General features: G+C 32.7%; 9 protein-coding genes. 8 read left to right on the forward strand and 1 reads right to left on the reverse strand.

Going from position 1 to position 22,963, the window contains the following annotated elements; translation table 11 throughout:
* Positions 1–12 precede the first annotated feature (12 nt).
* From AWN65_RS00900 to AWN65_RS00925, 6 genes are all read left to right on the forward strand, one after another.
* Positions 13–5,355, forward strand: a complete 5,343-nt coding sequence (locus AWN65_RS00900; protein ID WP_060381438.1) for a SprB repeat-containing protein — start codon at positions 13–15, stop codon at positions 5,353–5,355.
* A gap of 11 nt (positions 5,356–5,366) precedes the next feature.
* The gene (locus tag AWN65_RS00905) at positions 5,367–7,445 is read left to right on the forward strand and encodes a fibronectin type III domain-containing protein (protein ID WP_060381439.1); all 2,079 of its coding nucleotides are present in this window, start codon (positions 5,367–5,369) and stop codon (positions 7,443–7,445) included.
* Positions 7,446–7,502: 57 nt separating this feature from the next.
* Positions 7,503–9,980 carry a hypothetical protein gene (locus tag AWN65_RS00910; protein WP_060381440.1) on the forward strand — a complete coding sequence of 826 codons (2,478 nt, stop codon included), beginning with the start codon at positions 7,503–7,505 and terminating at the stop codon, positions 9,978–9,980.
* Positions 9,981–10,051: 71 nt separating this feature from the next.
* Positions 10,052–15,982 (forward strand): fibronectin type III domain-containing protein, encoded by a 5,931-nt coding sequence (locus AWN65_RS00915; RefSeq protein WP_060381441.1) that lies wholly within the window; start codon positions 10,052–10,054, stop codon positions 15,980–15,982.
* Position 15,983: 1 nt separating this feature from the next.
* A complete protein-coding gene (locus tag AWN65_RS00920) occupies positions 15,984–17,267 on the forward strand; it encodes an endonuclease V (RefSeq protein ID WP_060381442.1) in 1,284 nt (427 codons plus the stop codon).
* Positions 17,268–17,979: 712 nt separating this feature from the next.
* A complete protein-coding gene (locus AWN65_RS00925; RefSeq protein WP_060381443.1) occupies positions 17,980–19,143 on the forward strand; it encodes an iron-containing alcohol dehydrogenase in 1,164 nt (387 codons plus the stop codon).
* A 104-nt stretch (positions 19,144–19,247) separates the two neighbouring features.
* Here AWN65_RS00925 and AWN65_RS00930 read toward each other — a convergent pair whose 3' ends face one another.
* Positions 19,248–20,132 carry a hypothetical protein gene (locus AWN65_RS00930; RefSeq protein WP_060381444.1) on the reverse strand — a complete coding sequence of 295 codons (885 nt, stop codon included), beginning with the start codon at positions 20,130–20,132 and terminating at the stop codon, positions 19,248–19,250.
* Positions 20,133–20,313: 181 nt separating this feature from the next.
* On the opposite strand from AWN65_RS00930, the gene AWN65_RS00935 reads away from it, so the two are divergent.
* Both AWN65_RS00935 and AWN65_RS15115 read left to right on the forward strand, forming a co-directional pair.
* Complete coding sequence (locus AWN65_RS00935) at positions 20,314–21,309, forward strand: NAD(P)H-dependent glycerol-3-phosphate dehydrogenase (protein ID WP_060381445.1); 996 nt, start codon at positions 20,314–20,316, stop codon at positions 21,307–21,309.
* Between the two features lie 277 nt (positions 21,310–21,586).
* On the forward strand, positions 21,587–22,948 hold the full coding sequence (locus AWN65_RS15115) for a hypothetical protein (RefSeq protein WP_063744209.1): 1,362 nt from the start codon (positions 21,587–21,589) through the stop codon (positions 22,946–22,948).
* Positions 22,949–22,963: the final 15 nt, after the last annotated feature.

Here is a 22,963-nt window from a genome sequence, read left to right on the forward strand (position 1 = left end):
TAATTTAAGATTATGAAAAAAGTTTTATTTTTTTTTATTTTATTTCCAGTATGCTTTTTAGCACAAGGATCATATAAATATTTGGTCGTTACTAGAGATAAAATTTATGTAAATCATGGAAAAAGAAATGTTGGACTAACTTCGGAAGGATCAAGTAGTCTAAATCTAGATATTTATTCCCATAGTAATAAAAAAATATATTCAAAAAATTTTTATACTCAAGTTCTTGGTATTTATAGGGAGTATTATTCAGAAAATTTGTATCCTACGCGTAGGAGGTCTGAAATATTAGAAATTTCTTCAGATCAATATCCAATTCGAGTAGAGTATTCTACTAATAAACGCTATTTAGGTAATGATTGTTCAGGTAATTCAACAAAAATTATAAAACTTGAGGATGCTACCCAAAATATTTTTTTTGATGTTACAGAGGGAGAAGATATTTGTGAAATACCTCCAGCAATAGGGGATTTAAATTATTTCAGTGATACTGTTTTTGGATATTCTTTATCAAGTAAAGATTATCCCAAATGTGGTTCTTTTGAATGGGAAAATAATGTTAATTATCTTGTTGATTATTATGAATATAGTTTTGATAAGATAAATTTTTATAAGTTGCCTATAAGATCAGATTCGAGAGTTTATTTTGAAGATCTTGTAGGTTTGTCGTCAAATCTACCTCAAACAATCTTTGTTAGAGGAATTTATAAAAATAGCTCAAATTATTTGTATAGTTCTAATTTTGGTTTTCCTTTGTATACAAATGTTGCTGTATATACTTTTTATAGATGCCCTCCAAAATTAATTTCATCAATTGGTGTTGATACTAATTGTTCAAGTATTTCAGACGGCTTAATAAGGTTTAAATTTGATAATGATCTAGAGCCTGATGAAATTTTACATCTTCTTTTAAAAGACGCAAATACTAGTGGTGTCTTTGGACAAAAAGATGTTTCTTCTACTGAATTTAATAACAATAGAGGAAATTTAGTTTGGAATGGTTTACCAAAAGGAAATTATATTTTAGAGTATCAAACTATAAAATCAGGAAGTCAACCTTCCAGTTTAGTGATTAGCCCAAAGATTCAAATTGATTCTCCCTCAAAACTTACCTTTACTACTACATCAACGCCTATATTATGTTATGGAGATAACAGCGGCTCAATAACAATCAACGCCATTGGAGGGAAAGGCAATTATCAATACAGTAAAGATGGAGGAAATAGTTGGCAACCCTCAAATGTATTTAATGGATTAAGATCTGGGAATTATTCTGTACAAGTAAAAGACAGCAATGGCTGTTTAGCTCCCGATGGTGCACAAGATGTACTAATAAATCAACCTAATGGATTATTAGGGATCGAGTTAGTCAAAACCATTTCCCCTTCAACAGATGTATCTACAGATGGTCAAATAGATGTGCGTATTATAGGCGGAGTAGCCCCTTATACTTATTTTTGGCAATCTACCACAAATAACCTCAATGGTCAGATAAACAATGAAGACATATCAAGTTTATCAGGAGATGCGACTTATACTTTGATCGTTAGAGATAAAAATAATTGTACAGCCTCTTTTACTCAAACTTTAGAAGCTCCTGAACCCATAGTCATAAAATTTGACAATCCTCTGATTAAATGCCATGGAGGCACCGTTAGATTAACAGCAACCGTATCAGGAGGAAATCTACCTTATAAAAATTTAGAATGGATACCTAATAATTATCTACCAATAAATACTGCCAATACTTCTAGTATAAACAATCTATCAGCAGGAGATTATCTATTTCGAGTAGTAGACCAAAGAGATGTTATCCGAACAGCCCTTTACAAGGTTGATACAGCCCCTTCAAAACTAAATATAACAGGATTAAATACTACAATTATAAGGGGTATTTCTACAGTTTATCAAAAATGTTCCAGCGATACCAATACAAGAATAGACGTAACCATTCAAGGTGGAGTAGCTCCTTATAACTATGTTTGGACCAATAAAGACAATCCTAGCATAGTACTTAGTACTACTGAAGATCTAATAGCACCAACCTCTGGTAGTTATCAGTTGAATGTAACTGATGCTAACAGTTGTACAACAACCCAGTTATTTAATGTGGTAGGAGCTACCCCACTTGATTTTACCCCATTAATTGAAACGGCTATACTTGATCCTGGTACAGCTACAGGAGCCATACGTATCAACGCCAATGGCGGTACAGGAGATTATACCTATAGTAAAGAAGGTGTCAATTGGCAACCTTCAAACATTTTTACTAATTTAAAAGCAGGTAACTACGATTTTTATATAAAAGATACAAACGGTTGTATAATAGGCCCTAAAAGAATCACTCTTACAGAACCACCAGTATTTCAAATAACTATTCAAAAAATAGAAGGGATTAAATGTTTTGGAGAAACAACAGGAAGTCTCAAAGCCATCGCAATAGGAGGAACACCTAATGCCACTGCTCCTTTTTATAATTATAGTTGGACTCATACCACTACAGGTACGGTTTATACAGGAGAAACCCTAACAGATTTACCAGCAGGGACATACACAATACTAGTAACAGATAAAAATAATGTTACACGTTCAGCTCAATATGAACTGTTATCTCCAAGTGTATTAAACTTTACTACTACTACCAAACAATTGAGTTGTTTTGGAGCTAATGATGGTCAAATTAGTCTAGATGTACTAGGAGGAACCCCTCCGTATACATATTATATAAATGATACAATATATCCAAATGCCATAATAAGCGGTTTATCACCAGGTAATTACACACCCAAAGTAAAAGACGCAAATAATTGTATTTCAGAAAAAGCAGTAATAATACTAACACAACCTGATCCATTAAAAGCCACAGAAAAGATTCTTCCTGTTTCCACATTAACAACAGCAGACGGAGCCATACAGGTTACCGTGAGCGGAGGCACGCCCCCTTATAATTATAGTTGGACCCCTGATTTGGGTAACACAAACAATCCTCGAAATCTTCTAAAAGGAGAATACAAACTTAGATTAACCGACGGTAAAGGATGTCATTTAGATAAAGTATACAACGTTGGACTCATAGAACCACTAAACCTACATTTAGATGGAACAAATAGTCATTTAGATTTAAATTGTTTTGGCGAATCAACAGGTAAAATAAGCATCCTTATAAATGGAGGAAGACCAGGACCTATAGAAGCACCTTATACAATAAGGTGGTATGATGCTAAAAATCAGCAGATAGGAGATAAAGAAACTATTAGTAATCTACCAGCAGGAAATTATAGCGTTACGATAACCGATTTTAATACCCCGAAAGGAGAAATAAAAAAAATAGTTACAATTACTCAACCTTTAGCAGCTTTAAATTTACAACTCACACAAACAAAAGCAGTAATTTGTAATCAACAAAAAACAGCCGAATTGCAAGCAACGGTTCAAGGAGGAACGCCCCCTTATACTTATCAATGGAAAAATTCATCCAATAAATTAATAGCAACAACAAAATTACTGTCTAATATAGGGGCAGGAAGCTATACCCTTTTTGTAGAAGATGCCAAAGGTTGCAAGACCAATCAAAACAGTATAATTACGGAACCAGCAGTTTTACAAGGAGTATTAAAATCTACTATGGGGACTATTTACGGACAACCAACAGGAACTATAGAACTACAAGAAATTTTAGGAGGAACAAAGCCCTATCGTTATAAGATGAATGCTGGTAGTTGGCAAACCACAACAAAATTTGAAAAATTAAAGGCAGGCAATTATACCATAACGGTTGAAGATGCCAATGGATGCTCACTAGATTTAAAGACCAAAATAACAGAACCAGAAGAACTCATAACCCGTATTTTAAATACCAATCAAGGCATTATCCAATGCCATGGCGATCAACCAGTCAATTTAGAAAGTATAACAACAGGAGGGATACAACCTTATTTTTTTCAATGGAAAAAAAATGGAATAATAATTCCAAATGCGCAATTAAACAAACTGAATTCAGTAGGAGCAGGAACCTATGAAGTACAAATAGTAGACAATGCAGGTGCCCAATCTTCCGCATTGATAACAATAAAAGAACCAGAAACATTACGAGCTATTTATACTAAAGTAGATGCCTCATGTGAAGCTCCCATAGGAGGGAAGATTATCCTAGAAGTAAGCGGCGGAACAGCCCCCTATACTTATCAATGGAGCAATGGATTCAAAGGAACCAACTCCCTAGCTACAGATTCCTATCATGAATTAAAAAATATAGGTATAGGAAATTATAGCGTGCAGGTTACCGATGCAAATCATTGCGTTTTAGTAGATCCAAAACTCACTAATATAAATATAAAAACTACTGGAGGATTACAATTAAACGAAAAAGTTACAAATGTAAGCTGCGGTCAAACCAATAACGGAAGCATCCTTTTAAACCCTAGTGGAGGAACAGGGAAATACCATGTAGAATGGGATAATCCATCTTGGCAAGGTTTAGAATTAACAAATCTAGAAGCAGGAACGTATAAAGGAACGTTGACAGATCTAGGCAGTGATTGTAAGCTACCATTTACATTAACCTTACAAGGATCAATCCCTTTAGTGGTAAATCTAGGAGAAGATATAGTGTTATGTAAAGGACAATCCCATACAATAGATGCAGAGATCAAACTACAAGGGTTGGATTATTTATGGACTTCTGAAAAAGGGTTTAGTTCAACCAATCCAAAAGTCACCTTCACTCAAAGTGGTACATATACCCTTCAAGTAAAAAATGGACATTGTGTATATAGTGATCAAATTGTAGTTAAAGTTTTAGATCAAGCCATTGAAGCAAATTTTATGATAGCAACCCAAACCTATCGAGACCAAGAGATTGTTTTAGTAAATATTAGCAACAATTCTACTCCCAATACGTATGAATGGATCTTGCCAGACAGTGCAGAAATTATAGCGCAAAATAAAGATAACATTATTGTAAAATTCAAACAAAATGGAAAATACCAAGTAGGAATTAAAAGTAAAACAACTTCAGGTTGCCAAGAAGAACAACTAAAAGAAATTATAGTAGAAGAAAACACAAAAAATACAACAACCCATGCAAGCAATTTATTAATTAAGAATTATAAAATTTACCCTAATCCATTAGAATCAGATGATAAAGAAATGAATGTAGAAGTAGAATTAGCATTTGATTCTCCTATTACCCTATCAGTATATCGTATGGAACTAGGAGCCTTAATTTTAGAATTAGAAAAACCAGCAAGTAAAAATCACGTAGAAAAAATTCCATTCCAACACGCTGCTGGAGTGTACTATGTGATAATGAAAACCAATGGAGCAGTTCAAGCCAAAAAAGTAATAAGAAAATAATAGTAATAAAAATGGAAAAAAAAATAAGAACGTTACTCATTATTATTGTAATCTTAGTATTTATCCCAAAAAGAATCTCAGCACAGATAGATACAACAATTGTAAAACCCGCCGTTTTTGTAAAAGGGAAAATAGTCAATGGAAAAATCCTATTAAAATGGAACGTTAACGACCCCTATTATTGGAAAAAGTCGTTAAATTTTGGTTATAAATTACAACGTAGCACGGTACTTCGTGATGGGCAACCAATTAACAAAGAAGAACATGTGATACTAAAAGAAGTTTTAAAACCCTTACCATTAGCTCAATGGGAACCCTTAATCAAACAAGATTCACTTACTGCTGTTTTAGCACAAGCAATATATGGTGATGATTTTGAAACCACCACAAAAGAAAAAGGATTTGCAAAAATGATGATGCTAAATGATCAAAATCAACAACGTTACGCATTTTCCATGCTAGCAGCGGAGCAGTCCTACCTAGCCACAAAAGCCGCGGGTTGGGGATATGAAGATACCAGTGCAAAACCCAATGAAAAATATGTATACACCCTTACTTTGCTAGGAGTAAAAGAAGGAGAAGTAACACACGGAAGCCTTTATATAGGTCTATCAGACCAAAATGATAACACCCCCCCAGTTACCCCAGAAGCCATTTTTGGCAATCAAACGGTCATGCTATTTTGGGATTTTGTATCCCAGAAAGCATTATTTTCATGTTACAATATAGAACGCTCCATTGATGGGAAAGTATTCAAGAAATTAAATGACATCCCCATATTTCCTACGATAAGCAAGTCATCCTACACAACATTTACAGATAAACTACCTGAAAATAATGTAAAATACTATTATCGTATTCGAGGTATAGATACCTTTGGTTCTTTGAGTGAACCTTCTAAAATAATCTCCGGAATGGGAGCTGATTTCTTAGAATATTCACCCCAAATCACAGCCAAAGCAGCTTTAGATGACCAAACAGTAAATTTAGAATGGGATTTTCCCAAAGAAGGCGATGAAAAAATCAATGGTTTTAATATTTTACAAGCCGATCAAGAAAGCGGTCCCTTTGAAATGGTTAAAAAAGAACTACCCGCTACTACCCGTAAAATAGTTTTTAAAGCCAAATTAAAACCATCTAATTACTTCAAAGTTCAAGCGGTAGCTAAAAAAGGAGGTTTTAAAGAATCGTATGCCATGTTAGTCCAACCCATAGACTCTATTCCTCCCATTGCCCCACAAGGATTAGAAGGAGTAATAGATACATTGGGCATAATAAAATTAAAATGGAAACCCAATACAGAACCCGATTTATACGGTTACAAAGTATTTCGAAGTTATGAAAAAGAAGGCTTATATGTAGAATTATCCACAAAAGTTTTTAATAGAACTCATTATCAAGACACCATCACTATAAAATCTTTAAATAAAAAAGTATTTTATAAACTAAAAGCTTTGGATATACGCTATAATGAATCGCCCCTTTCAAATGCTTTCGAAATTAAGAAAAAGGATAAAATAGCCCCGTCTATTCCCGTACTATCCGATTACGAACTAGAAGAAAAAAAAATAAAAATTCATTTTCTACAAAGTCAGTCAGAAGACGTTAAAAAACACAGTTTATACAGAAGAAGAGAAGATGAAAAACAATGGAAAGTTATTTTTGAAACCACAGATCCAAACATAATAGAATATGAAGATCAATCAGTAGACAGCAAAAAGAAATATTATTATGCGATGACAGCAACAGATCAAGACGGGAACGAAACAAAACCATCAGATACCCTAATCTTAGAAACCCTGCCGAGTATATTACAACCCGCTATAACTACATTTAGTGGTATGGCAGATATATCCTCTAAAGCAATTGAATTGTATTGGAATACAAAATCAACAGATCTAGTAGAATATCATTTATACAAACGAGTAAATGAGGGACAAAATATCTTGTTTAAAATACTACCGCCAAGCAAAAAAAATCAATTCATAGATACCACTTTAAATATTGGGAACACCTACTATTACAGCATAAGAGGTGTTTTTAAAGACGGAAGTTTTAGTGCATTTAAAGAAGTAAAAGTAGTCTATTAAATACTCATAGTAACGATTTTTGATAACAGAATTAAGAAAACAAAAAACAAGCAAGCATTGCAAACTAAAGTAAATCTAAGATTAATTATTTTAAATAGTTTATTCCTACTAGGAATAAACACTACAGCTCAAACCATAGATTTAGGCGCTTTTCAAGGAAAACCTTTAAAAATAGGAGGAAGCGCATCAGTTGGTTCCACCTTTTCTGAATCTAATAGAGATGCTAGAGCTCCCTTTGTTTATAATTTTACAGGAAACCTAAATGTTTCCCTCTATTCCTTTTCGATGCCCATTACCTATAATTTTTCCAATATGGGAGGAAAATTAAGTTATCAAGTACCTTTTAACTTCAATCGTTTAAGTCTAAACCCCCGTTATAAATGGATTTCAGTTTATATTGGTGATGCTTCTATGACCTTTTCCCCCTATTCCTTAGCAGGTCACATGTTTACAGGAGGAGGAATAGAACTTACCCCCGATAGTCCTATAAAAATATCCGCCATGTACGGCCGATTACTAAAAGAAGTAAATGATATACACAATCCAAAAAGTTTACCCGTATTTGAACGTTGGGGATACGGAACAAAAATAGAGCTCATAAAAAATAAATATAAACTAGGATTTATAGGTTTTTATGCAAAAGATAAAGAAAACCCATTGTTATACCAATCGATGGCATCTAATGTAGGGAATTTGAGCCCCAAAGAAAACTTAGTGATAGGTTTAAATTTTGAAACACAAGTATCCAAAGAAGCTAAAATTTATGGTGATTATACCAATTCATCATTAACAGAGGATGTTCGATCAACAGGAAAAAACAGCCCTCAAGGAGTTGCTTCTTTACTACTAAAAGGCAATGCCTCTACTCAAAATTTTAACGCCTTCAAGTTAGGATTCGACTATAAAATCCAAAAAACGCTAGTAGGAGCCAGTTTTGAACGTATAGATCCAGGTTATCAAACCATGGGAGCCTATTTTTTTTCCAATGATTTGCAAAACATCATGATTAATGCCTCTAGACCATTGTTTAACGATAAAGTACAATTAACAATGAATCTTGGGATTCAAAAGGATAATTTAGACCATAAAAAAGCACAAACAACCAATAGACTCGTAGGAACTGTAAATACAAATATTAAGATAAACGAAAAGCTCTCAACCAACCTTAGTCTTACCAATCAATCTACTACAACTAATGTAAATCCAGATCAATTCGTACAAATTAATCAAAACAATCCTGCTATTAATGCTATTAACCAATTAAATTATAGACAATTGTCCAATAGCTTGATATGGAATACAAATTACCAACTCCCCGAATCAAAACAATCAAAACGCAATTGCAGTTTCAACTATAATTACAATCAAGTAGAAAATGAACAAGGCGGACAAATAAGCCCCAATCAAAAAACAGTCTTTCATAATTTAAATGCCCTCTACACCCATTTTTTAATGAAAACCAAATGGGCATTCAACACCTCTTTAAATTATACAATAAGTCAAATAACAGGTCAGAACACCCATACATTTGGTTCTGTACTCGGTATTAGTAAAAAATATTTTAAAGATAAACTAACCACCCAATGGGCCACTTCATATAATTCCAGTAAAAGCCCTTCTAGTAATGCTCACAATTTTAATTGTCGTTTTAACGCAACCTACAAAATGTTAGAAGAACATAACTTTAATTTTATGTTATCTCAACTAATATCAAATTCTTCAAACGCTTCAACATCCAATAGTATCAATGATTTGACAATCACTATTGGTTATAACTTTAATTTTGCAGGAACTAAAAAGAAACAAAAAGAAGAAGAAGAAAAAAAAGTATCCCTAGAATCACTAGAAAAAACCAAAATTACCCTTAACATATCAGGAATCAGTACAGATTTAGACTCAAAAGCCATAGGCATCCTCATAGAAGAAAAAAACAATGCCATAGATTTTGAAGGATTAGAACCCCTTCAAGAAATACTATCAATACAAAAAAAGAACTTACAAGAAAACGTATCGAAATATGATCAAAGCACAGATCCAAAAGAAAAAAACAAAATTGAAAAAACAATAAAAAAAGAATTTCATCTTTGGGATTTAGAATTGCAAAAAATAGCAGCGTTTAATGACTTATACAAAGAATCAAAAAACAAAGCTCTCAGTAAAATAAAAGAAGAAATAATAGAGAACTTAGACGTTAATAAAAAACATTTAAAAACCAAATACAAGTCAGAATTTTTTAAAGAAGATGACGAGAATAGTCAAGAAACCTTTTTAGCCTTTGAAGAAGAAATGATCAAACAAAAAGCCAAGCACACCCCAAAAGATCTTTTTGCAATGGCACAAATCAGTCTATACTTTCAATTGGAAACCCCAGATTTAAACAATTCCTACAACAAAACAGTAATAAGTTTAAAAAACCAATATTACCAACAATTCAAAAAGGCAAAAGAACCGCTAGGAATCGTTGAAGCATTAGTAGTTAAAGGAATAGACACTTATGTAAAAAACTACAAAGAAAAATTTAAAAATAAGTCATAAAGACAGGAGTCATTTTTCACTCCATATAACTGATAAAAAATAAACAAACAAAATTCAATAAAAAATTGAATATGAATAGATTAAAATATTTTTTCTACCTTCTGTTACTACTGTTAAATAGCGTAGGATGGTCACAACTTTACCCAGTACAAGTAAACAGCAGCGTATTTCCTCCTTATTTATCCAGTTTGTCGAGCTATGCTACAACAGTTGATCAAAAATATCTAGTCAATATCTACACAGCGGATCTAAATGTTGTTCATCGTCAAGTACGATTACAGCTATACATAGAAGGAAATGGTATTCAAGCCCAATCCCTTCCAATGGTACAAGGAGCTCCCATTATGTACCTAAACGGAGGCGAAACCCTACAACTATCCAATCTAGATCTAGCCCCTTATTTTCAATTAGAAAACCTATCCGGAATTAATCAAAACCAATACAGCAGTACCTTACCACAAGGCAATTACAAATACTGTATAGAAGTATATGATTTTATAACCAACCAGCGAATTTCACAAAAATCCTGTACCTTCTATTATTTTGTATACAATGAACCCCCGTTACTGAATAGCCCTAGTAATCATGAACTGGTTGGTTTTCAAGAACCCCAAAACCTTATTTTTACCTGGACCCCGCGACACCTCAATGCCGTAAATATAGAATACGAATTTGAACTAGTAGAACTCCTAGACCAGCAAGTACCCTCTAACCATGCCTTTCTAACCAGCATACCCTTATACAAAACCACCACCTCCACGACCGTTTTACATTACGGTCCCGTAGAGCCCCAACTAATTGCAGGACGTAAATACGCTTGGCGCGTAAAAGCCCTAAGTCAACCTGGATTTGGCGATAAAGCCATATTTAATAACAATGGTTATAGCGAAATTTTTGATTTTATCTACCCAGGTAATTGCCCCCCTCCAAAATTCGTAGTAGCTATTTCCCTTAATGCCACCCAATCCAAAATTACGTGGCAAACCAATCCCGACTTTGTAGATTATAAAATAGAATACCGTAAAAAAGGAACCAATAGTTGGTACCCAACAGCCTACTACAATAACGAAGCCAAACTATACGATCTAGAAGCAGGAGCAACCTACGAATATCGAGTAGGAGGAGAGTGCATAGGAGGACTTATAAATTATACCCCCGTAGAAGAATTTACCCAACCCCGTAAAGAAGAAATAGCCATCAAATGTGGCATAAAACCCAATATAGATTTAAGTAATACAACCCTTTTTGAAGGAGAATTACCCAATGATCAAATCATTCTTGCAGGCGATTTTTCCATCAAACTCACCGAAGTAAGAGGCAAAAGAAGCTATAGCGGCAAAGGCTACGTGAACGTCCCTTATTTATCCTTTGTAAAAATAGGCGTAGAATTTAAAGACATTACCCTTAATACAGACTTTAGGCTAGTAAAAGGCGAAATCAAAGCCCTATATGATCCAAGTTGGAAAAATATAATAGATCTCAGTAGCCTATACGATCAAATAGAAGACGGTTTTGATCTTCTTTCCCCCGATACCGAAGAACATCAATTTCAAACCAATTTTGATATTCCCGATCTGTCACATATTACAGTAAACAGTAATGAAGTAGTAGTCACCGGTACTAATGGACAAACCCAAAGTTTTGATCTAGACCCCAAAGAACTCATAATCATCCGCGACCCCAAAGGAAACGTATATGCAGTGCCCCCAGGAAGCGATAAGCCCGTGGTTTTAAATGAAGGACAAGCCGCAGGATTTATTCCTGATGCTTCTAATACACAAGGTATTACCAGCGCAGGCATGGTAACAAAGCTAGCTCCTATAGCCGCTCGTGTTACTTTTGAGCGATCGGCAGAAAGTAAGTATGCTGACGATGTAATGCCTGCAAAAGCACATCCTGACATTCAAAAACTATACAAAACCATTGCTGACGGAGCGACACCTTATACTTTATATCATAAAGGAATCCAAAATGAAGGAAAAGGAAGTCGTAGTTTTGATTTTATAGATGCAGTAATAGCCGTTAATGGTACAACAATAAAGCCTGAGAGTATCCTATTTAATATCAAAGGCAGCGTGGCTAAAAAAATAGGGGGGCTGGTTATGAAAAATGGCAAGGCCTATCAACGACTAGAAGTACCCGTATATCATAGCTCAACCCCTGAGGAACTATTGGCACTAATACCAGGAAAAGACGGAGCCAAGCACCAAGTATTAGGCGCGGCAAAAATTATTCCAATCAAAACACAAACGGATGTAAATATAACCTTAGTACCCGTAAATAATGCGACCATACCTGATGGGATCGCTACGCAACTTAATGCCATTTATGCAGATGCTGGAGTACAATTTAAAGTGACAATTGCGCCCAACCATGAGGTAGCAAAAAACACCTTAGAATGTGGTAAAGATGCCCTATTAGAAAAATTATCCGAAGACCAATCGCAATTTGTAGAGCAATACAAAGCGGGTAAAGACATCCAAAAAGACCAATACTATGTGTTTGTTACCAAGGGGATTACCCCTAGCAGAGCCATTTCAGGTTTCATGCCACGCCATTCACAGTTTGGTTTTGTGTTTACCAATCAAAGTGGAGAAGAGGTAAAAGCAGGCAATGACCTAGCAACAATAATTGGGCACGAATTAGGACACGGCGTATTCGAGTTGCAGCACCCATGGGAACAATTTTCTACAGGTGATAAAAACAGTAATACTCCATGGTTAATGGATTATGCTTTGGGCACAAAACTAGCTTATCCACACTGGCAACGCATTAGCCACCCTAAATTTGGGGTGTATGTGTTGGATGGGAGTGAGAAGGGGGAGTTTTCAAAAAGTGTAATGACACCAAATTTTAAAATTGTTAATATTGATCAATCGTCTATAGTTTTAGAACCAAAAGACAAAAATATACCTACAGGAACTGTACCTGGTTTTGTTGTAATTGAGAAAGACAAAGAAATAATAACTAAAAAAAGATATTATTATTGGGATCAAGATAGGTATGTAAATACTACCAGTTTAAGTTGGAATAATGAAAAAAACAAATTTGAAACAATAGCAAATAGTGAACCTATATTTGGTGTAGAAAATAAAACAAATGATCCAGAAATATTATTTTTCTTGAATCTAATTGATTGTCCAGCAAGAAAACTATTTTTAAATAAATCAAAATTACCTACAAATTATAATTCAAATAAAGTTTTAGCTGATTTCTTAGCATCAAAATTAAATTCCTCGTTACCATTAGAATGTAATCCTTTAGATAATAGTAAGCCTAATCAAATTACTGGTTGGTCATTAGCTAAAGATGATACGATTGTGTCATGTAACATTGCGGATGATGTAGTTATTAAAAAGCAATTATTAAACATAGCTGAAGCTGTAAATAAATCAAATAATACAATCAAAGATTTAGAACCAATTTTTAGAGCCAATATCACTCTGTGTTCGATGCAAAAAATGGAAGAATCTTTGAGAACTAAAATATTATCTAAATATTTCAAAGAGGCTACTGATGACAGTGATCTAGAAATTAGTATGTGTGAAAATTCAGGATGTGATTATTTCTTTATTGGAGATCTAATTAAATATACTCCTAATGAACAACGATTAAATTTATTGTTAAAGTTTAAGGAAAATAATTTTGTATGGCTTAAAAAGCTATACAACTTTGGGAGAACAAACGGCGGTTTTGGAAATGATATAGATATAAATCAAGTTTCTGAGGTTTATTTGGAATTGAGTAAATGGATTGTTACCCATTATGATAAATTAAATATAAAACCAACTGTTAAACAGGCTTTTGTTTTTGATGGACAAGCTGTGTCTGATTATTATCCGGGTATGAAGCCTTATGTTTTAGGAAAAGATAATGAAGATATAGTTCTACAAATTGATAACAATAGTGAAATAAATATTCAAAAAACCGAACTTGAATTTTTAGAGGATGGAAAGCTAAGATTTTTTAATAAATATATGATGACAGATTTGTCACCTAGAATTTATGATCCAAATAATCCACCTCCATTAAGTAGCTATTATTCTTATTTTGAATATGACGAAAATTACAATCCGTATGAACCTGTAACAGTAATATGTGGTATTGAAAATAAATTAGGATTAGAGACTAAAAAAGAAATAGTAATGCCTGCTATAGCTGCTTTTGCTTATCAGGCTATACTTGATGAAGAGGGAAAACAAGAAACGTTGAGGCAATTCGGAAATGCAGTGATGATAACTACTGGAGTTTTGGCTGTTCCTTTTTCAGGAGGTTCTTCTCTAGTTGGGGTTTTATCTACAATATCTTCTGTAGGTATTGCAGTAGGTTCCATAGATGCTTATGTAACTTCTTTAGCTAGTTCAGATCCTAGTTTTAAAGATAGTTCTTTTTACAAAGCTTGGGATACTACATATACAGCTTATAGTTTTATTGATGGAGCAGGAGCAGTAACTAATTTAGCTAATACAGGTTATAATATTTTAAAGCTGTCCAATTTTGCAAAAAGTTATAATGCTTTTGACACCGCAATAAGTAGCTCTAACCTTTTTAAAAATACAGTATTCACCGAAAGATTGAGCCACTTAAAAAATATTTTCAAGAATACCTCAGCTGATCTTAACTTGCTAAATAGAGGGAAAACTTTTAGTAATTACATTTCAAAAATAAATACAGGTTTTAAGAAAACAATTTTAGCCTCTGTCCTTACTCTAAATTTAAATGTTAATGCAACTGATAATATTTTACAATTATCAAATAATGCAAACAAAATTGAAACTGTTTTAAACCTTTCAGGAAAAACAGAACAATTAACGGATGTTATTAGAAGTACTATTACGTCAAAATCAGATGAGATATTAAAAGCATTTGATAATGAAATTGTCGTAAGTATTAAGACTTCTCCAACTGCCCAAGCCGTAGATGGAAAATTTGTAATTCTTAATGTGGGACAAGATAACATCTTAGCTACTTTAATTAATAATCAAGTAAAGATTAATTTTATAAAGTCAGCTGTAGATGGTTATCATATTTATGAGTTTACAGAGGATAAAGATCCAACTAACACCAATACTTCGCCTAAATGTACCTTTTGTCCTGATAAAATTGGGAATAGCAAAGAAAGCGAGCTTTGTAAAAAATTAGAAAAATTAGCTTCAAATACACAAAATGCTGTCGCGGTACAAAAACTATGTGACAAGGGAATTAATTTAAAGATTTTAGATAAAGTGCTAAGCTATACCATTGCAAAGCAAAAAGTATTTGTAGATGATTTTTCAGGTATTTCTGAAGGAGGAATGGCTATTTTGAAATCAAAAGAGCATTTAGTTGATTATTGGAAAGAAAATGGAGACTTTTATAAAACGATTCGACCTTATCACGGAGAAGATCATAGAGACTGGGATACAAGTTCTAAAATTGTTAAAAGTATGGGAGCAAGAGAGAAATTATTGGTTGAAGCTATTGATTATGATGGAATTCATAGTCAAAAAAAGTTAGATAGTATAAATTCTAATGAAAATAATGGTTCCCTCGATGCTATGAAAGTTTCATCTGGTAATCTGCCAAACGGAAATATAATAGTAAAATATAATAGGAAGCAGTATCATAATGAACCTCTAGAAAAATCTGATATAGAATATAATAATTTCACAAAAACTTTGCATCCTTTTTTGCAAAAGCATATAGAATATATGGATTTTATTAGAAAAGATTGTTCTAGTTTTAGTGATGGTAAATTGTATGAAAAATTATATGGTGGTAAAATTACATTAGGTAAGTTAAATAATGCTCAACGACCAGGGATTCATACGGAAGTATTAGTTTTGAATGAATTAATAAAAGATAAACAAAATATTACCAGTGTTGCAGATATAAGAGCACTTGATATCAAAATTGTTATAAGATGGAAGGTTAATAAAAAAAGTAATGAGATTAAACACATGGTTACTTGCCCGCATTGTTTTTATATAACGGAAGGGGTTTTCTTTCCTAATAGTAAATAAAATGATAAAATATTTTGAGCTACAAAACTGGGAAAAATTAAAAGTGAATGGTTCTATAAAACATAATGGTAAATCATTTACAGGAATAAAAGAAAATATAAATTTAGAAAATAACTCATGTAGTAAAGAAACTTATGTAAATGGAATAGATCACGGTTGTTCTTTGCAATGTGGTTTTAAAGATTGTGAATTATATTTGGCTATATATATATATATATATGGGGTAAAAAGGTTCATTTTTAGGTTTCGTATGTCTAAAGAAATTTATAGCACTGAATATGAGTTGTGTTATGATTTTGTTTTATTAAATAATTTTGCTATTAATAATCGTGATAGAAAACAAAGAGAAGTGGGTTCAACTGAAATGTTGATTAGTCGTAATGATTTGGATTATGAAAAGTTAATTGCAAATAATCAAGATATAATAGATAAGTATCATTCTTATGATGAAAAAGGGTATATTGAAATAGATCTAGATACATTTGTTTATGTACATGGAGATGTTGAAAGATATTCAAAAGTTATTGTCGCTTATGCCATTCATAATCAAATGAAAGAATATCTAGGAAAGACAATTCCTGATACTTTCATGGAAAAGTTTGTATGGCAAGAAGAACAAATTGGTAAAACAATAAACGAGGATCAACTGCCAACTGATATACAATTTATTGGAGGAGTAACAGTAGCCTATCATGATATTACCCAAAAAATAGTAGCAGTCGTTACTGTTATGGATGTAAATAGTCAAGAAATTGTAGATCAAGCAATTTATACTGAGGACAAGATCACTATGCATATTCCAGATGTTTTTGGTTTTAATGAGACCGTTTGGGCAATTAAAGCATTTGAAAAGTTAACTATAAAACCCCAACTTATTTTTTGTGATGGTCATGGTATAGAACACCCTAAAAATATGGGATTCGCTACATTTTTAGGTATACAACTGGATATACCTACTATTGGTTGCGCCAAAAAACGTTTAGTGGGATATTGCAAAAAAGAAGATTTAGGAGGTAAAAGAGTAGATCATATAGAACTTATATTTGACCAAAAAGTTGTTGGAAAAGCCCTCCGAACAAAAGAAAATACAAACCCAATATATGTTTCTATAGGACATAAGATTTCTTTAGAGACAAGTGTAAATTGGGTGTTAGAAACAACGCAATCAACAAGACTTCCTTTTGTACTTGAAAAGGCAATTGAGATTGCTCGCCAACAGATGCCTGAGCAATTCAGAATCGATTTTATGAATGATGAACCTAATGAATATGGAATTATAAAATGATACTAGCCATAGATGTATATTACGTAAACAACACAGCCAAAAGTGTTGGCGTGCTTTTTAATTGGGAAGATACAGACCCGATCGCTCGGATTTACACAATCCAAATCTAAACGTCTAGTTTTCAACGAAACAGTTGGCGCATAACCCGATCGCTCGAATTTATACAATCCAAATCTAAGCGTCTAGTTTTCAACGTGGCAGTTAGCGCAGAATTGTATTCTGTGCCCACAAAGAGAATGCCCTGCTCCCCAGAGTCTGAGCTATAATTTTAAGATAGACATGCTGGCAAAGTCTCCTGACTTTGCGTTAAGCTAGTAATGTATATTATTTTACATTTTTGCATTTTCATTAAAAATCAAAATAAGTGACTTATTGCAAAAAAGTTTAATTTGTGATAGTTCAAAGTCGGGAGACTTTGCCAGTTGGGTCTTGTGAATTTAATTAAAGAGCTATATGTAGAAAATGTACAAGGAGATTTGGTAGTGTATTAAAAATTTGTAATAAAAAAGACAGATTGGTAATGAAGCAAGATATAATACACTACCGTTAAAAATATATATTTTTAAACAAATGCTTGCTTTTGTTTTTAGAGTCAATTATTTGTAATACAGATGTTTGTGTTTTTATGGTGGGTGGCTATTGAAATTTAACTTTATTTTATAATATTAAAGATAAATTCTTTTCTAATTTTAGATCTTTAAACACAAAAAACATGACAAACTTTGAGTTATACAATCCTGTAAATTATATTTTCGGGAAAGGACAGATAACAAAATTAACGGAATTATTACCTCAAAACACTAAGATCTTACTTACTTATGGAGGAGGTAGTATTTTTAAAAACGGAATTTATGATCAAGTAAAAACAGCTTTAAATGAATTTGAAGTAATTGAGTTTGGGGGTATAGAGCCAAATCCTCGTTTTGAAACTTTAATGAAAGCAGTTCAGATAATTCGAGAACAAAATATAGGTTTTATTCTTGCTATTGGAGGTGGTAGTGTAATAGATGGAACTAAATTTATATCAGGAGCTGTTAAATACCAAGGAGATGAAGTAGAAATTCTTCGTCAACGAATATTGTTTAAAGATCTTAAAGAGGTAGTTCCTTTTGGAACAGTTTTAACTTTGCCTGCTACTGGCTCTGAAATGAATTCAGGTGCTGTAATTACAATTGAAGCAACACAAGAAAAGTTAACTTTGGGAGGTAGTGCTTTATTTCCTGTGTTTTCTATTTGTGATCCAACTGTAATAGAATCATTACCTAAGCGTCAGTTACAAAATGGCGTAGTAGATGCTTTTACACATGTTATGGAACAATATTTAACGTATCCACATGATGCGCTACTACAAGATAGGATAGCAGAAAGTATTTTACAAACTTTAGTTGAAATAGGTCCCTCTGTAGTTGAAAATCCAACCGATTATAAATTAGCATCTAATTTTATGTGGTCTTGTACAATGGCACTAAATGGGTTGATCCAAAAAGGAGTCCCATCAGATTGGGCTACTCACATGATAGGTCATGAATTAACTGCTTTGTACGAAATAGATCATGCAAGAACTTTAGCAATTATAGCACCTAATTTGTATAAAGTAATGTTTGATACTAAAAAGGAAAAATTAACTCAATACGGAAAGAGAGTTTGGGATTTGACAGGATCAGATGAAGATATTGCCCAAAAAGCGATTGAAAAAACAACAGAGTTCTTCCATACCATGGGAATGCTTACTCGTTTATCTGAAAATACGGAAAATTATACAGAAACAGCTTCTATAATTGTAAATCGTTTTGAAGAAAGAGGGTGGAAAGCTTTAGGAGAAAAACAAAACATTACACCTGAAAAAGTAAGAGCCATTGTAGAAATGAGTTACTAAAATATTTTAAATCTTAACCTAATTCAAAAAGCGCACTTGATTATTTCAATGTGCGCTTTTTTACTAAACACCAAAAACAAAACGTAACTTAACTTTTAACCCAATTATTTTTCTACATCTGTTTTGGTTTTGCTAACAGTTAATCGAAGATACTGAATGAATCCTCTGCCTTCAAATTCATAAGTTGTACGACTTGCATTGTGAAACAATTGAATGCGATGGTCATTAATAACGCTTAGTGTAAAAGATTCATTGCCCCAAAAATCATAATCTAATGTTAAATTTTTAGTATAAGGATTAAGATTGTTTGAAACACCATATAAACCATTAAAATCCCAGTATATATTATTTACATTGGTTCCTCGTAAATCTTTTGAAGAACGAAAATGATCGTTTGTTCCACCCGCTAGAAATTGTATGAAATTTTCTTTATCAAAATCATTTAAAGCACCTATTCTACTAGTGTACACTTTTTCCCAAGCTTCATATTCTTGTAAAAAGTAATGAATGTTATCGTTAAATAATTTGTTATAACCAAAGTTATTTCGTTGGTATCCCGTTAAATAATAGCTTACTTTTCGAGAGGGATCATGTATCTTAATTTTATTATTTGTTAATTGACTTATTTCTAATTCAAATGTTCCATATACATCATGAAAAATACGAATAGAATTAGAATAATAATTATAGGCTCCTATTCTTATTCCAAATCCGTTGCCAGTTGATCCAATACCTGCTAAGTTATTGTTAGCATATAAAGCCCCATTTAAAAAAGAAATAGTAAAAGCACGTGTTATGAAGGGAATATCACCAGAACCTTCTGTAGTATTATAATCTACATACCATAAATCATAACTTTCCATTAATTTGGATAGACTTTTATTACTATTAGTAGATGTATGACGATCTTCAATTATTACTTCATTAGTACAAGATTGAAATAAGGAAGGTATTATTATGATTAACAAAAATATTCTTATTGTTTTCATACTATTAAGATTTTGAAGTTTCCTTATTTAACTATTCAATATGCGTGCCATTTTTTTGTAACTTTGGTTTTTTGTTTAGAATTGTATCTTTACAGATAAAACTATTTTATCTTAATCTAATAGACAGATGATAAAAACGTTTGCCTCGAGCGTGGTAAAAATTGATCGGGAATAATAAAGTATGAATACACAACCCAAATTTGCTGTTATTGGTGGTGGTAGTTGGGCTACCGCGATTGTAAAAATGTTATGTGAAAATGTTGATCAAATTGCTTGGTATATGCGAAGTATTTACGCATTAGAGCATTTGAAATTACACAAACATAATCCTAATTATTTAAGTTCTGTAGCATTTGATATTAATAAATTACAACTTACTAATGATATAAATAAAGCAATTCAAGATGCTGATTATGTAATTTTTGCAATACCTTCTGCTTTTTTGAGTGCAGAACTTGAAAAAATGACTGAGAGTCTGGAAGGAAAAATAGTTTTTTCAGCTATTAAAGGAATTGTTCCTGAAAGTAGTTTAATAGTAGGAGAGCATTTTCATACAAAATACAATATACCCTATGAAAATATTGGTGTAATAACAGGTCCTTGTCATGCAGAGGAAGTAGCATTAGAACGACTTTCTTATTTAACTATAGCATGTGGAGATATGGAAAAAGCAAAAGTTGTAGCGACTAATTTTTCCAGCTATTATATTAAGACTAAAACATCAGATGATATTGTAGGTACGGAGTATGCGGCTGTTTTAAAAAATATTTATTCTATAGCAGCAGGTATAGCTCATGGATTAGGATATGGTGATAATTTTCAAGCGGTATTAATGAGTAATGCTATTCGAGAAATGAAGCGCTTTATTAAACAAGTACATCGTATGAAACGAAATATAAATAATTCAGCTTATTTAGGAGATTTGCTTGTAACAGGATATTCTGTTTTTTCAAGAAATCGTATGTTTGGTAATATGATTGGTAAAGGATATACCGTAAAATCAGCTCAAATGGAAATGAGTATGGTAGCAGAAGGATACTATGCTACCAAAAGTGCTTGGACATTAAACCAAAAATACGAAGCTAAAACTCCCATATTAGATGCAGTTTATCAAGTTTTGTATGAAAACAAAGAAGCAAAGAAAGTCTTTAAAAAATTAACAGAAAAATTAGATTGATTTTTAGATAATAAATGAGTCTATATGAATAGAAATTTTATAACATTTAGTTTGTTGTTTTAATGAAAAGGAGAAGTCACATTACAAAAGGTATTATGTGATTTCTCCTAGTCTTTCTGCCAAAGTAAAAGATTAAACAAAATAAAATTAGGAATTATCTTGGCACATTCATAATTACCCAAACACTTGCATATCAACAAAATAAGTGTTATTTTAGAAGAAACAAACCCCGAAATTGCTCAAAAAGAGTCAAAAACGGGGTTTTTCTTTAAATGCTATGCCAAAAATAATACGTTTAAGCGAATTTCAATACCAAATTCCATTTTTTACTATCAATAAAGATTTTGATGGTTTTTACGCCCAATTTTTAAAAACAGATTTGGGTAAAATTTATCTTTCGATGCCTTTTTCAGAGCTTGCTCAAGCCTTCAAACTGAAAGATTCTCAAAAAGGGACTCATTGTTATTTTAGTCCTAAAGGCAAAATTGCTCTGATGATGCTTAAAAACTACTACGGTTGTTCGGATAAAAAGTTGATTGAACTTCTCAATGGAAATATCTTTATGCAATTTTTTTGTGATATTCTGATTCCGATTGATAAACCTTTGAAAAACTTTAAAATCGTGAGTCAAATCAGAATGGAGCTATCCAAGACTTTAACCATTGGCAAAGCTCAAGAAGTACTAGCTAAGAACTGGATTCCTTATATGGGAGATTTAGATAAAATGCTTACGGATGCTACTTGTTACGAGAGTGAAGTGCGCTTTCCTACGAACCAGAAATTGCTTTGGGAGTGTGTACAGTGGAATTATAAGCAAATGGAAGCTTTGTGTCATTTGTTTAAAATAAAACTACCAAGAACTAAATATTTAGATTGGTGTAAGCGATACAATCAATATTCAAAAAAGAGAAAAAAACAATCAAAACATCGCACAAAAGTTACCCGAGGTTTACTTAAATTATTATACAAACTCAATGGCGAACTTAGCCGTATTGAAGCACAAAATCCGTTTGAAGCCACTACAAAATATAGCAAACAGCGCCTGATTATCAAACAAGTATACAAACAACAAATTCAGATATTTAAAACTGGTAAAAGTGTTCCAGACAGGATTGTAAGTATTAGCAAAAGTTATATCCGCCCAATTGTTCGCGGGAAAGAAGTAAAGCAAGTTGAATTTGGAGCCAAAGTAAACAAAATTCAAATCGATGGCATTAACTTCATCGAACACATTCAATATCGAGCTTTCAACGAAGGAACTCGTCTGCAAAGCAGTGTTTTTTGCGCTCAGAATTTAACTAAAACAAAAGTAAAAATACTTGGAGCCGATGCCATTTATGCTACCAATAAAAATCGAACCTTCACGTCTACCAATACTATCCAAACCGATTTTGTACGTAAAGGAAAAGCTGGAAAAAATGAAGAACAACGCAAAATTTTAGCGCAACACATCAAGAAAGAACGAGCTACTCGACTAGAAGGAAGTTTTGGCAAGGAGAAGGAACATTACCATCTCAAGAAAATCAAAGCCAAAACCCAAAAAAGTGAGATCCTTTGGATTTTCTTTGGCATTCACACAGCCAATGCATTAGAAATAGGGAGACGGATTTATCTACAACAGCAAACTTTAGTAGCATAAAAAAAATGTAAGACC

The organism is Flavobacterium covae, assembly GCF_001534645.1.
GTDB classification, from domain to species: Bacteria; Bacteroidota; Bacteroidia; order Flavobacteriales; family Flavobacteriaceae; genus Flavobacterium; species Flavobacterium covae.